Here is a 14,438-nt window from a genome sequence, read left to right as displayed (position 1 = left end):
ATCTAAGAGGAAGGCCATAAAGGAGCTTTGTGGCCTTTTTAGTGTTTCGAGGCAGAATTGGGTTTCAATTCATGAAGATATTCAAATTTTACATAGAAGTAAAAATAGTTGAACAAAAGTAAAACGCGTCGGATTTTTTCCCCGAACTGATCTCTCTATACTAGCATTAAGCCCAAAATAATAAAGGCAAAGGGGAAATGGATTTGAAAAGAGTCGGGCAAATGTTACTTGTCACCTGTTTGATTCTGGTCATGCTTGCAGGATGCGGCTCCGGTAATAGCGGCAGTGGTAAATCGTCCAGTCCCGGTTCTTCCTCCGGCGGAGATAGCAAAAAGCAGCAGAGCCTGGTCATTTGGACGCTGCAGCAAGCAGACACGAATATTCAGGAAGCACAGGAAAATGCAGCGAAGTCTTTTGAAGAAAAGTATAACGCGAAGGTACAGATTACAGCCTTCCCGTACGATCAGTTGAAGAGCAAGCTGCTGCCGGCGGTAGCAGGTGGCGAAGGCCCGGACATTCTTCTGCTCGACCAGGTATGGGTAGCCCAATATGCGGCAGCCAAATATATCGTTCCGCTCGATGATTATATGGGCAAATCCGAGATTAAAGCGGAGGATTATTTCGACGGCGCCTGGGGTGCAGGTTCATTCCAGAACAACATCTATGCGATTCCGTTTGATGTGGGTGTATGGGGTGTTCTTTATTACAATAAAGATATGTTCAAGGCTGCAGGTCTCGATCCCGAGAAACCGCCACTGACATGGGAAGAGTTTTTGCAAGACGGACAGAAGTTAACAAAAGACGGCAAGTATGGCGCATCCAACTGGGCTGGCAGCAGTGAATCCGTTCAATGTCTCATTGACGCTTTCACGGTTGCAGGAGGCGGGAAACTGCTGGATGAGTCCGGCAAGAAGATTATGATTAATGAAGATCCAGGCGTGAAAGCGCTTCAGTTCTGGGCGGACATGAGCAAGATCAGTCCTCCGGGAAGCGTCGGTAAAAATGAAGAAGATGCGATGACATTGTTCACAAGCGGACAGACGGCGATGACCATGTACGGGGAATGGGGGCAAGACACCATCAAGACAAGAGCACCGAACATGAACTATGGTGTAGCCAATCTGCCGAAGCCTGCGGGCGGAGAATCCATCGGAACGTTTGGCGGCTTTAATCTCGCCATCAATGCGAATTCGAGTAACAAGGATTTGGCATGGGAATTCATTAAATACTCCACCAACGAAGAAAATCAGAAAACAATCACGATGCTGACACCGGCCAACAAAAAAGCAGCGAAAGAGTATCTGAATCAAAAACGTCAATTTCCGGATGTTATTTATCAGCAGCTGACAACGGCAACTTATCGTCCGAACGTCGCTAACTATCCAGCCATCGCTGATCTTCAGCTTCAAGCTACCCAGAAGGTCATGACTGGTGAAATGAGCGCAAAGGATGCTCTACAGGAAGCTGCGACGAAAATTAATGATCTCTTGAACAAATAACCTACCGTTAAATGCATAAGGCAATAGGAAGGCGCTGCCCCGGATCAGCCAATGTATCCAGCGCAGCGCCTTTTCCATTCATGGAAGGAACTAACAGGAGTGAGGACATGAAAACACGCTCAACTTTGCTGGGTTATGCACTTATTGCTCCGGCGATCGTGCTGCTGCTCGTACTTTTATTTATTCCACTGCTCTATTCACTTCAAATCTCTTTCCAAGATACCGATTTATCTCATGGGGCCCCTAAATGGGTTGGTCTATCAGCCTATGTGGATTCATGGAAAAATGGTGAGCTGTGGAAGGTAGGGAAACACTCTATCGTTTGGACGGTATCTGTAGCATTTTTTCAGGTGCTGGTCGGATTGCTGGCGGCACTGATGCTGAACCGCAAGTTTCCGCTGCGATGGCTGGTTCGCGTACTTGTATTGCTGCCGTGGGTTCTGCCCGGTGTTATTGCAGCTCTGACGTGGAGGCTGGTCTATGATTCGCAGTTTGGATTTCTGAATTCGCTGATCGCGAAGCTCGGTTTCGGGCAGCATGCGACGGATTGGCTGGGAACACCTGGATTGGCGATGTTCTCGGTCGTCCTGGCGGCGATCTGGAAGGGCTATCCATTTGCGATGCTCATGCTGCTGGCTGCGCTGCAAAGCGTACCACAGGATCAGTATGAGGCTGCAAAAATAGACGGAGCGGATGGCTGGCGGCAGTTTATCCACATTACACTGCCTTCCATATCCGGGGTGATGAAAACCGTCGTATTGCTCGTCTCCATATGGACCTTTAACTACTTTGAAATGATTTATGTGCTGACGGGAGGCGGACCGGTACGCTCTACCCATATTGCGCCTACGTATATCTATGAGCTGAGCTTTGGGCATTTTGATTTCGGCGAGGCTTCCCGCGTGTCCGTCATCAGCTTCTTGTTTATCTTTTTAATCAGTCTCATTCTCATCCGGCAAATGCACAAGAATGAAAGAAATTGAGGGATGCTGACATGATAATAAAGCGATTGGGATCCAGGATCCTGTTTACGGCTGGCATCCTACTGCTCCTGTTCTTCACCTTGTTTCCGTTCATGCAAATGCTTTCGACTTCCTTAAAGTCGTCAGACCAGCTGTTTACTGTACCGCCGGTATGGATTCCTAAACACGCGACGCTGTCCAATTTTGCAGCTGCGATGCAGCATCAGCAGTTTGTCCATTATTTTATGAACAGTCTGCTCGTCTCTGTTGTGACATGTATACTTGTTATCATTGTTTCCGTGCTGGCGGCTTACAGTTTTACACGTTTGGAATTTCCGGGACGTAAGTTCTTCATGAATGTCATTCTGGTGAGTCAAATGTTCTGTATTAGTGCAGTTGTCATTCCGCTGTATAAAATTGTGAGCGCTCTGGGTCTTCTGAACTCTTTTCCAGGTCTTATCCTCGCTTATATGGCTTTTACAGTTCCAGTAGCGGTGTGGCTGCTCCGAAGCTTCATGCTGAACATTCCGGTCGATATGGAAGAATCCGCGATGATGGAGGGAGCCTCCCAGCTCCAGGCCTTTATCAAAGTGGTTGTCCCTCTGCTTCGCCCGGGAATCGGAGCAACGGCTGCCTATGTATTTCTAATGACGTGGCAGGAGTTTCTATTCTCGCTGGTGTTCATGACAGACCCTTCGAAGAGAACGCTTCCGATCGGGATCATGGATTTCAAAGGGCAGTATGAAACGAATTGGGGGACAATGATGGCCGCTTCCATTCTAATCTCCATTCCGGTGTTCGTCTTGTTTCTGATCATTCAGCGCCAGTTGATTTCAGGATTGACGGAAGGGGCTACCAAAGGTTAAATACACAAGTAAGCACGCAAACCAAAGGAGAGTGTCTACGCCTTGAACATACACAGTTTGCGTTTCAAACTGATTGTCTATTTTTCAATATTGATCTGCCTGCCTCTTGGCGTTGTATCATTCTTTTCCTACCAAAGCTCGACCGCCATTATCGAGAATAAAGTCACCGAATCCGTCTCTGCCAATCTGAGTGTGCTGGAAGAGAGCATTGAGTCGGTTCTGAAGGAGTCGCGGTATACCGTGACTCCATTTCTCATTAACTTTTCATATCGGCAATTTCTCCAGAGGAAGATCAATCTGTCGGATTACAGTGATCTGACAAAAATCAACCAAATTATGAATGAGCTGAATTCCATCCAAATTTCAGGCCATAACATTTATTCCATCAGTTTGTACAACAGCCGCAACCGGATGCTGCTGACCTCCGAGCGCACGATGTATTTTTATCCGAATAATGAAGTGCTGCATATGGAGGAGCTGGCCGCGAGGGAATCAGCTGAGCCCCATTGGTTTCTTGAGAATGAAGCGGGATTTACCTATATGACACGTAAAGCCAATTATATTACCTATCCCATCCTGCTTGACCCGACCGATTCATCCAGTATTTTATTTGTTCATGTCAGCGAAAACACCATATCCGATTACATCAGGAAAATCAATTCGAATGAGAAAGGAATCAAGACATTGGTGCTGACAGGTGACGGACGCAGCCTGAGTCAAACCGAGGGAAGCGGGGACACACCTTTTCCGCCAGTGCTTTTTGGGGAAAAACCTGAATTTCTGAATGAGTTGAAGCAGCTTCATGAAACGGAGGAAGGCAGCTTTACGGCTAAGGTTAAGAAGAAGGAGCTGTTGATTGTGTTCAACACCTCCCAAAGTACGGGATTCCGGTACCTTGCCTTCGTCCCCAGGGAGGATTGGAACAAAGAAATTATCAATCTGCGCAAAGATATTGCGATTGTTGCTGCCATTGCTGTAGCGGGCATGCTGGTGCTTGCTTTCCTCTTCATGAGAAATATATACAACCCGATGTTCCGCTTGCTCAGCGCCATGAAGCAGTTTGTAGTCAAACGCGATTTTACATATCAGATCGAGGAGAAACGCAAGGACGAGTTCGGCGTGCTGTTCGAAGGCTTCAATACGATGACTGAGAACCTGCAGCAGCTGGTCAAGGAATTGTACGAAGAAAAACTCATGAAGCAGGAGTTCGAGCTCAAGCTGATGCAGTCGAAGATCAATCCCCATTTTCTGTATAATACGCTGAATTCCATCTACTCCATTGCCAAAATTCACGGGGTCCGCGAAGTTACGGATATGACGTACGCTCTTTCTCACTTCTTCAGACATAGCCTGAAAGGGGATGACTGGATCACGGTAAAAGAGATGTTGGATCATATCCAATACTACCTCCGAATCCAGAAAATCAGGTATCGCGACAAGTTTGATGTGCTGATCGACGTGGAGGACGAGCTCATGGACATGCCGGTTTTGAAGCTGCTTCTGCAGCCGCTCGTGGAAAACGCCATCATACATGGCATTGAGATGAAAAAAGGTAAAGGAAACATTACCGTTTCGGGATATGCGATGGGCGAGGATGTTATTTTTTCCGTGAGCGATGACGGGCTTGGTATGGACCCGAAACGGCTTAATGAAGTGAGGAAACATCTAAAATCAGGCGCACAATCTACCGATGAAATATTTGCGTTAACGAATGTGGATCACCGGATCAAACATTATTATGGGGAAGCTTATGGCCTCCAGATCTACAGCCAACCTGATCATGGAACAACCTTAGAAGTGATACTGCCAAAACCAGGGGGAGGTAGCCATGTATAGCTTACTCATTGCAGAAGATGAAAGCTGGACCAGAGAAGTGCTTGTGAATGCCGGTTACTGGAAGCATTGCGGGATAACCCGCATTTATGAAGCCGGAAACGGAGAGGATGCCTACGATATTTTGCAAAACGAAAAGGTGGATTTTCTGTTATCTGATATCCGGATGCCCATGATGAATGGATTGGAGCTGTTGTCGCGGATCCGGGACTCCCATCCCGGTATGACAAAGGTCATACTGACTGGATTTGACGACTTCGAATATGTTCGTACGGCATTGCGTCTGGATGCCCATGATTTCCTGCTGAAGCCGGTGAACGATGATGAAATGCTTCAGCTCTTTCTACGCTTGGCCAGCCAAAAAAATGAAAATCAGGCCCAGCAGCTGCGCCGCCTTGCCGAGGAATCCAAATGGAACCTGGGACGACAGGTGCAGCGCGAACAACTCCTGGCCAGTTGGTTCTCCGGAAGAAAGACGGATGAGACTCTCATACAGCAGCACTGTGAGGAGCTCGGTATCGATATGATCAAGGACCATTTCATTGTGATTTTACTGGAAGTAGATCAGCTTCATCTGCTGCTGGAACGGTACAGCCGGCGCGATTACGAGCTTCTGCATTATGGCATCCGGAACATTGCCGAAGAGTATATGAAGGAAAGCGGACGGAAGCATTACCTGTTTGAAATAGATGACCGCATTGCCGTCTGGTGTGAAGCTCGGAGGGATTCCTCCGGACTTGAAACCCTGCTGGAACGTATACGTGAAAGCATCAAACGATTTATAAAAGTCACCGTGTCTATTGGTATCAGTAGCAAACATAAGGCAGAGTGTAAGGCTTTTCATGCCTATATGGAGGCGCTGAATTCTTTGAAGATGAAAATGTATTTCGGAAACGACCGTGCTACTTTCTATGATCAGCTGTCAATTGAACATCACCGCAAGCTTTTCAATCGGGATTTGCAGCTCCGGCTCTTCAACTATGCGGCAAACGGGAATATGGAAGATACGGGGGCTTTGGTGGAGGAACTGTTTGATGACATCAGGCGAAGCCGTGCGTCGGGTCAGGATATGGAGGATATATTACAGGCCATGAGCCGGATTGTTTGGGAAATTCGTGAGCAGGAACAGCAGACGGATGCGGGCCAGTTTACGGAAGACTGGCTCTCTAAGGTCCGTTTGTTCGATACGCTGGATGAGATAGAGCAGTTTGTATTATCCGTATTTATGGATGCTGCATCGGAAGGGGCAAAGCTTAAGATCCAGCGCAAAAGCAAACTGATCGTTGATGTACTGCATTTTCTGGATGATCATTATATGGAGGATGTATCGCTGCAAAAACTTGCGGAACGCTTCTATGTGAATGCGTCCTACTTGAGCCGATTATTCAAAGAGGAAGCGGGAGAGATTTTCACCAAATATCTGATGAAGCTGCGCATTGATCGTGCACGTCATCTGCTCCAATCGACGCATCTGAAGGTATATGAGGTCAGTGAAGCTGTCGGATACAATGATGTGAAGTACTTCAACAAGATTTTCAAAGACTTGACCGGACTCACGCCCGCAGATCACAGAAGTTTGTCAAACTCCTAAAAAGAATAGAAGAAAAGTAATAACCGTCACGTTACGTCGTGAAAAGGAACCCGCTATCATAAATGTATCGAACCCAAGGATCCAACAGGGCTCGAATGACATCTAAGGCAAGGGAGAGGTTCCAATTGACGCCTAACGTGACTTTTGATTTTACAGGACAGGTTGCCGTTGTAACAGGCGGCTCGAAGGGAATTGGAGAAGCAGCTGTACGCGGGTTTGCTGGTGCAGGTGCTACCACAGTTATCGCGGATATGGATGAGGCGACGGGACGTAAGCTCGAAAGCGAGCTGCGGAGCCATGGCAAGGATGTTCATTATATATCTGTTGACGTCGGCAGTGATGAAGCTATGAAAAACCTTATGGAACAAGCACATGCTTTAAAGGGCAGTCTCGATATTCTATACAATAATGCAGGCGTGGCGATAGCCGGAGAAGCAGCGGTGACAAGTGAATCGGACTGGCAGCGCGTGCTGAATATTAACCTGGGTGGTGTATTCCGCGGCTGTAAGTATGCGATACCTTATATGCTGCAGCAAGGGAAAGGAACAATCGTTAACTGCTCTTCGACACAGGCGCTTCATGGATTTCTGGGTTGGGCTGCTTACAGTGCCTCCAAAGGAGGCATCTTGGCATTCACCAGACAGGCGGCCATTGAATATGCGAAGCAGGGCATTCGGATCAATGCCGTTGCTCCGGGAACAATCATGACTCCGATGAATGAAAAGATATTCAGAGAATCGGAAGATCCGGACCAGCTGATTCGTACATGGAATAATGCTCATCCCATCGGCAGATTCGGTCAGCCAGGTGAAATCGCGGATCTCGTCATGTATCTTTGCAGCGATGCGGCTTCATTTATTACAGGGCAGACCTTTGTGGCAGATGGTGGCCAGTCAGTCCGGGGCGAATAAGCAAGGAGGAAGAAGTATGAATGGCGGATACCAATATATCAAGGTGGAGCAAGTCGAGAGGGTTGTTACGATTACGTTTCAACGTGAAGCTAAGCTTAATGCCATGAATAGCATCATGATGTCTGAGCTAACAGACTGCTTTCAGAAGCTGGATGAACAAATAGATGTGCTTGCGATCATCTTGACCGGTTGCGGCAAAGCGTTTATGGCAGGAGCGGACATCGAAGAATACAGCGGATTTGATCTGGGAGCTTTTTTTGCGTTTCAGAACAAGGGGCGGCAAATGTACCGTGCGATTGAGGAATGCTCTAAGCCGGTCATCGCAGCCGTAAACGGCTATGCCTTAGGCGGGGGATTCGAGATGGTGCTTGCCTGCGACTTGGTTATTGCTTCGGATAGGGCGAAATTCGGGCTGCCTGAAATCAATCTGGGTCTCGTACCGGGTGGAGGAGGCGTCCAGAAAGCACTTCGGGCGGTTGGCCCCTATGTGGCTAAAGAAATATTGATGACAGGGCGATTTTTATTGGCTGAAGAAGCCCGCGAGCTGCGGATTGTGAACCGTGTGGCTGCACCCGATCAATTGCTGGAAGAGGCTATGACAATGGCTAAAGATATAGCCAGAAAAGCACCATTGGCAGTTCAAGGCCTTAAAAAGCTCGTCAATGAAGGACGCGACGCAAGTCTGGAGAGTGCGCAGGCTTACGACAGAGCGTATTTGGCCAACCTCTTTTACAGTGCAGATGCGAAGGAAGGTATTTCGGCATTCGTGGAAAAAAGGCCACCCGTGTTTAAGGGCAAATAAGCATGTTCGGGGAGGGAGCAGGAAAGATGAGATTCCAGGCATATGAGGATGTTTGGGACGGCAGTCGTGTGGTTGTGTTGAAGGATGCACTGCATGATTCGGAAGCGATGATAAACCTGGATATTGGATTCAATTTGATCCGCTGCCGTCTGGGAGGCCATGATACGATTGAAGGCCCGGAAGATTTGTCTGTACTGTCTGCACGCTCATCTGAGTTCGGAGTGCCATTATTATGGCCGCCGGGAAGGATTGCTGGAGGGAAGTTTTCTTTTGAGGGGCGCCCCTATACCTATCCCCTTCATGAAGGAGTGAATCATCTGCATGGTGAGATCCGGATGATGCCTTGGCAAATAAGCGGAATGGAAGCGAACGAATGCCAGGGAGCGAACGTAACTGCAGAGCTGCATTTCACTGAAACGGATGTGAATCCTGCTTACTATCCTCATGCTGTCGTGCTCCGAATGACATGGAAGCTGCAAGGGGACCGGATATCCGGAAGGCTGATCGTGGAAAACGAGGGGGAGACGGAAGTTCCCTTCGGATTTGGCCTGCATCCGTATTTTTCATTTCGAGGAAGTATGGCAGGAACGGATGTTACAGCAGCTGTGACTCAGCAATACTTCGCAGATGAGGATGGTATCATGCGCAATATTCCGGTTCAAACGGAGCTGTGCCAAGATTTGTTGGTAGGCATGCCTTTGGATAAACTGCCCAAGGATACGGATCATTTTGTCTTTCGAATGGATCAAGATGTTCACTGCTGTGAGATTATTCGCCATCAGGAGCAGATCAGAATAAAGCTTGAATTTGATCAGAGCTTCCCGTATCTGGTTGTGTTCAAGCCGTTGTGGGCGGATGCCATTTCATTTGAGCCATGGACCTGTGTCTCGGATGCGAACAATTCACCATTGCCGCCAGAATGGTCAGGTGTATCAGGATTGCCGGCAGGAGCATGCCGCGAGCTGCAGTGGTCTTGGCAGGCTGAATCGCTTGCCTAGATATACAACGAAAGGATGAAGACATGTGGAAAAAGCTTTAGAGGGTATTAAGGTGCTGGATTTTACACATTTGCTGCAGGGACCGTTTGCGACGCAGATGCTCGGCGATCTGGGGGCGGACGTGATCAAAATTGAACGTATTGGAAGCGGAGACAGCTATCGTCAATGGTCCTTTTTAAAATATTTGGTGGGCGGAACGGAATCACCCTGCTTCTTGGCGTTCAATCGGAATAAACGATCGCTTGCCCTGGATTTGAAAGCAGAGGAAGCTAAAGAGGTCATATACCAGCTGGCTGTGGAATGTGAATTTGTTATTGAAAATTTCCGCCCGGGCGTCATGGATAAGCTGGGTTTCGGGTACGAAGATTTGAAGAAGATCAATCCCAAGATTATTTACTGCTCCAGTACAGGTTACGGTCAGGATGGGCCATACGCTGAGCGACCAGGGCAGGACCTGATGATACAATCCCTCAGCGGACTGACGACGCTAACCGGTCGTAAGGATGCAGACCCAACACCGCTTGGCACAGGCATTGCCGATCAACTTGGCGCCTATAACATTGTCTACGGATTATTATCTGCACTGTATTATCGGGAACGGACCGGGAAAGGTCAGAAAATCGATATTAATTTGTACCAGTGCCTGCTCACTCATCAGTTACAGGAATTTGCGGTAACGTTAAACTCGGGCAAGCTGTTTGAACGTCCGATGTCGGGCATCGCTCATCCGGGACAGTCAGCGCCATTTGGCATATACCAAACAGCTGATGGTTATATGTGTATTTCGGTCAATCCAATTCCGGTCCTGGCTGAAGTACTTGGAGATGAAGGTCTGAATGAATATAATGATCCGGATACTCTATATGATAAAAGGGATGAGGTATTTTTCCGTATTCAGGCAAGTGTAGTCAAGAAGTCGACAGCTTACTGGATTGATAAAATGCTGGAAAAAGACATGTGGGTGTCTGAGGTGAAAAATCATCTGGAAGTGGAGCAGGATCCACAAGCAGTTCATCTGGGGGCTTTCACCAGCTATCAGCATCCAACCGCCGGTGAAGTGAAAACTGTCAATATACCTGTAAAGTTTAGTGAAACACCTGGAGAAATTTTACGCCATCCTCCGGGCGTTGGAGAGCATAATGAAGAAATTCTGCTGGAGCTAGGATACAATCCGGATACCATCGCCGTAATGAGAGAAAGAGGGGTAATTTAGATTGATTACCCTGAAAGGCATGACCTGGGATCATGAACGAGGTTTTTCACCACTGGTAATGGCTTCGGAACAGTTCAGTAAGAAATATCCAGGAGTAAATATCATTTGGGACCGCAGATCACTCAAGGATTTTGGAGATTATCCTCTCGATTTGCTCGCGAGCAAATATGATCTTCTGCTCATTGATCATCCCCATATTGGAGTCAGTGCGGCTCAAGGAATTCTGGCTCCCTTGGACGAATGGTTATCGGGTGATTACCTGATGGACCAATGGAAGAACAGCGTGGGACCGAGCTATAGCAGTTATCAATGGGGCGGCAGGCAATGGGCCTTGGCTGTAGATGCAGCGGCACAAGTTGCTTCCTGCCGGCCGGATTTAATGGTTGGCCGCGAAATGCCGACCACCTGGGTGGAGGTCAGAGAACTCACCGAAGAGCTGACAGGCAACCAAAAAATTGGCTGGCCGCTTTGTCCTACCGATGCCATGTGCAGCTTTCTTTCCCTATGTGCTAATATTGGAGGCAAATCCTTTTTCGATGAGGAGGAAGGTATACCACAACCGACTGGAGAAGCAGCGCTTGCATTAATGTTTTGGCTGCTGCCGCATCTTCATGTAGCTTCCCTTGCATCCAATCCGATACAAATGTATGATCTGATGGCTTCTGGCGATGAAATTGTATATGTTCCTTTGGCGTTCGGATATTCCAATTATTCCAGGTCCGCAAGTCATGGCCATAGACTCCATTTTGCCGACATCCCATCGATGACGCGGAAACCTGAGCACGCTCTGTTGGGTGGCGTCGGAATCGCAGTATCAGCCAAATCTGATCATATACCCTTGGCAGCGGAGTTTGCGGAATATGTAGCAAGCCCTGAAATTCAGAGCTCCATATATTATGAAGCAGGAGGACAACCGGGACATTCCGCCGCTTGGCTGGATGAGAAGATTAACAAGGATTCTAACGACTTTTTCTTCTCGACACGCGAAACGCTCGAATTTAGTTATATGCGGCCCAGAAATCAGGTGTTTCCTGCTTATCAGGAGGAAGCCGGTTTGATTTTACATAGAGCACTTTCCCGGGCCTATAAGGATAGAACGCAGTATGTTCCAGAAACCTTGGAGGAAATGAATCAGCTGTATCGTTATTTGAAGAAAAATCATCAGGAAAATACTTAATTACATGAATCGAATACTCGGTTTCTTCGGCGCTGTCGATCATCTGGTGAGGATGATATTTGTCAGCGTCTCTTATTTATTTGAACTTTACTTATGAGGAAAGCCATTCTAAAAACTCAATCCGATTTCCAAAGGGATCGTTTACATAGAATCGTCTTACTCCTTCAGGAGTCCTTGCTTCATCATCAATTATTTGAATATTATTGTGCTGCAGTTGTGCACGCAATTCATCCAAGTTCAGTACATGAAATGCCGGGTGGGCTTTTACAGCGGGAACAAAATCCTTTTGTACTCCAATGTGTACTTGATGAGTACCGCATTGAAACCAAACCCCGCCACGTTTTTTTAGGGCTTCAGGTTTTGGTATCTCCGTCCAACCCAATAGGTTATGGAAAAAATGCCGAGCCTCTGTTTCGCAGCCTTCCGGTGCTGCTAGTTGAACGTGGTCAAGACCATAGAAAGTGTAAGCCATACATCTTCCTCCTTTATTTAGTTTCATATAATGAAACAATGTTTCATTTAACAGTTTCATTTTATAATAATCCCCAATTAAAATCGAGTTATTTTTGCGCTGTCTAAAAGCACCCATATTAATAAAGGATCCTTTTATATATAAGAATTTAAATATAAATAAAGTCATCGCTTTCGCCTATACATAAGAATGGGAAAAAACGTCGAAATGAAAGATATCCTGCGATTACCCGAGAAATAAACAAGCATTTCCCATGCAGTGAACGGAAATAAAGTAAACGGAGTTAAGCCGGGAAGAAAATTGAATCTGGAGTATCAAAGAATATGGGTTAAAATGGAATGAAGTGATTCATGATTATACTGCTTTGGAGGTGCTGACTGTTGATGAAGATCGGATTAGCGCGGAAACATGCTGCAGAATGGCTTATGGCATATGCAAGTGCGGATGAAGGTTACTTGGGGGCATACTTTAGCGGTTCTACCGTAGGGCGATCAGATGAAGACTTGCTGCCTGTCGGTTCGGATGTGGATGTTGTAGTTGTCAGGGACGGTGATACGGCTCCTTCAAAGTTGGGAAAATTGATGTACCGGGATACTTTAATTGAGATTACTTATTTATCCTCTCAGCAGCTGGATTCAGCAGAAAAAGTTCTGCAGTCCTATCATCTTGCTGGCAGCTTCCGAATCAACACGCTGATCGATGATCCTACGGAACACTTAAGTTTGCTGCAAAAGCAAGTTTCCCGACATTTTGCGGAGAGAAAATGGGTGAGCCTCCGTTGTGAGAATGCTCGCGAAAGAATAGAAAATGGGATCCAGTCCATGAATCCCTCTGCTCCCATGTATGAGCAGCTCACATCATGGATGTTTCCGACCGGAGTGATGACGCATGTTCTTCTTGTCGCTGCGCTCCGCAATCCGACAGTGAGACTTCGCTACCTGGCAGCGCGACATGTGTTGGAGGAATATGGATACGAAGAGTGTTATCCTGTGCTGCTTAAATTGTTAGGATGTGAGGATTGGACTGCGGACAGAGTAGAGCATCATTTAATTGGACTTGAAAAAACCTTTGATGCTGCTGCAGCGGCAGCCAAGACAGCATTCTTTTTCAGCTCCGACATCACTCCAGAAGCGAGGTCGATAGCCATTGACGGAAGTCGGGAACAAATCCGGGCAGGCAATCACCGGGAAGCCGTCTTTTGGATCGTGGCGACCTACGCGAGATGTCATCAGATATTAGCAGTTGACGCTTCAGCAGAAATACGGCGCGAGCTGACTCCCTTTTTTGTGGAATTGATCGCAGATTTGGGGATTCATTCAAGCGAGGATCTTGTCCGCCGCGGAGAAGAGGTCATGCGTTTTTTACCGAGACTCTGGAAGATTGCTGAAGAGATCATGCTGGCAAATACGGAGATAGTGAATAATTAGAGTGATATGGAACGAAGCAGGGATTTCCATGCCGGAGCATCGCCCTCCCATGTGCTTCCGTGAGGAATTTGAACAATGGTGATACGTTCATGCTCAGATATCCGCTGTATAATGGAAGATTCCTTGCTGGGGATGACGAACAGAAAATGCAGATTCGGATTCGCATAGGTGCCTTTTATCGCATGATAGAGACGGAGTGCATCCGCGGGATTGGATATGGTTCTGATAAGCAAAACTTCGGCATCGGATGATAAATAAGAGACGAAGCGCGTGATCCTCCGATCCAGTTTTTCTTTGAACAATGCGTAATCATATAAAGGAGGTTGATCAGGGGCATTATTAAAGTCGTGAAAGGATAAGGATGTGGTCTGCAGATCCCGGACATAATAGCAATTCTTTGACTTTCCGTATACCTCCAGATGCTCAAGTTCCATAAAACCTTGAAAACGACCGCGTAAAACTTTACATACCGCCTCCGTTGAAGCAAAATTAAACCAATCCAGCGGACCGGCAACTTTTCGTAATTGATTCCGTCTTAATTGTGAGGCCACCTGGCAGCTATGGCCGAGACTAAAAATCATATCGAATACCTTACTCATCAATAGTCTCACCTCCTAAACTCTTAGATCTATTAATGTATTCGCTAGAGTAAGAATTGGATTGGATGAAGGCTAAGGCGCAGAGAGG

Annotated in this window: 13 protein-coding genes; 11 read left to right on the top strand and 2 right to left on the bottom strand. The window is 47.1% G+C overall.

Annotated features, from left to right (window positions below; all coding sequences use genetic code 11):
* The first annotated feature begins 203 nt into the window (after nt 1-203).
* From E6W40_RS14255 to E6W40_RS14210, 10 genes are all read left to right on the top strand, one after another.
* On the top strand, nt 204-1,499 hold the full coding sequence (locus E6W40_RS14255) for an ABC transporter substrate-binding protein (protein WP_168928938.1): 1,296 nt from the start codon (nt 204-206) through the stop codon (nt 1,497-1,499).
* A gap of 107 nt (nt 1,500-1,606) precedes the next feature.
* Nucleotides 1,607-2,482, top strand: a complete 876-nt coding sequence (locus E6W40_RS14250; protein WP_168928937.1) for a carbohydrate ABC transporter permease — start codon at nt 1,607-1,609, stop codon at nt 2,480-2,482.
* An 11-nt stretch (nt 2,483-2,493) separates the two neighbouring features.
* On the top strand, nt 2,494-3,327 hold the full coding sequence (locus E6W40_RS14245) for a carbohydrate ABC transporter permease (protein WP_136606051.1): 834 nt from the start codon (nt 2,494-2,496) through the stop codon (nt 3,325-3,327).
* Between the two features lie 42 nt (nt 3,328-3,369).
* Nucleotides 3,370-5,163 carry a sensor histidine kinase gene (locus tag E6W40_RS14240; RefSeq protein ID WP_136606050.1) on the top strand — a complete coding sequence of 598 codons (1,794 nt, stop codon included), beginning with the start codon at nt 3,370-3,372 and terminating at the stop codon, nt 5,161-5,163.
* The gene (locus E6W40_RS14235) at nt 5,156-6,751 is read left to right on the top strand and encodes a response regulator transcription factor (RefSeq protein ID WP_136606049.1); all 1,596 of its coding nucleotides are present in this window, start codon (nt 5,156-5,158) and stop codon (nt 6,749-6,751) included. The genes E6W40_RS14240 and E6W40_RS14235 overlap by 8 nt, the downstream gene beginning before the upstream one ends.
* Before the next feature lie 125 nt (nt 6,752-6,876).
* Nucleotides 6,877-7,662 (top strand): SDR family NAD(P)-dependent oxidoreductase, encoded by a 786-nt coding sequence (locus tag E6W40_RS14230; protein ID WP_211147008.1) that lies wholly within the window; start codon nt 6,877-6,879, stop codon nt 7,660-7,662.
* A gap of 16 nt (nt 7,663-7,678) precedes the next feature.
* Nucleotides 7,679-8,464 (top strand): enoyl-CoA hydratase/isomerase family protein, encoded by a 786-nt coding sequence (locus E6W40_RS14225; protein ID WP_168928936.1) that lies wholly within the window; start codon nt 7,679-7,681, stop codon nt 8,462-8,464.
* Between the two features lie 26 nt (nt 8,465-8,490).
* A complete protein-coding gene (locus tag E6W40_RS14220) occupies nt 8,491-9,462 on the top strand; it encodes an aldose 1-epimerase (RefSeq protein ID WP_168928935.1) in 972 nt (323 codons plus the stop codon).
* 25 nt (nt 9,463-9,487) lie between these two features.
* Nucleotides 9,488-10,675 carry a CaiB/BaiF CoA transferase family protein gene (locus E6W40_RS14215; RefSeq protein WP_136606045.1) on the top strand — a complete coding sequence of 396 codons (1,188 nt, stop codon included), beginning with the start codon at nt 9,488-9,490 and terminating at the stop codon, nt 10,673-10,675.
* A gap of 1 nt (nt 10,676) precedes the next feature.
* Nucleotides 10,677-11,852 carry an ABC transporter substrate-binding protein gene (locus tag E6W40_RS14210; protein ID WP_136606044.1) on the top strand — a complete coding sequence of 392 codons (1,176 nt, stop codon included), beginning with the start codon at nt 10,677-10,679 and terminating at the stop codon, nt 11,850-11,852.
* A gap of 91 nt (nt 11,853-11,943) precedes the next feature.
* On the opposite strand, the gene E6W40_RS14205 is transcribed toward E6W40_RS14210, so the two are convergent.
* Nucleotides 11,944-12,324: a VOC family protein gene (locus E6W40_RS14205; RefSeq protein ID WP_136607005.1), complete on the bottom strand. Its 381-nt coding sequence runs from the start codon at nt 12,322-12,324 to the stop codon at nt 11,944-11,946.
* Nucleotides 12,325-12,707: 383 nt separating this feature from the next.
* Between E6W40_RS14205 and E6W40_RS14200 the strand changes: the two genes are divergently transcribed.
* Nucleotides 12,708-13,751 carry a hypothetical protein gene (locus E6W40_RS14200; protein WP_136606043.1) on the top strand — a complete coding sequence of 348 codons (1,044 nt, stop codon included), beginning with the start codon at nt 12,708-12,710 and terminating at the stop codon, nt 13,749-13,751.
* Here the strand turns inward: E6W40_RS14200 and E6W40_RS14195 are convergent.
* Complete coding sequence (locus E6W40_RS14195) at nt 13,748-14,350, bottom strand: DUF1796 family putative cysteine peptidase (protein ID WP_136606042.1); 603 nt, start codon at nt 14,348-14,350, stop codon at nt 13,748-13,750. The genes E6W40_RS14200 and E6W40_RS14195 overlap by 4 nt on opposite strands.
* Between the last annotated feature and the right edge of the window lie 88 nt (nt 14,351-14,438).

Origin of the sequence: Paenibacillus dokdonensis (assembly GCF_004916975.1) — a bacterium.
Classification (GTDB): Bacteria; Bacillota; Bacilli; order Paenibacillales; family Paenibacillaceae; genus Paenibacillus_AQ; species Paenibacillus_AQ dokdonensis.
Note: the sequence above shows the minus strand (reverse complement) of the source record. Positions and strands in the feature narration are given on the sequence as shown.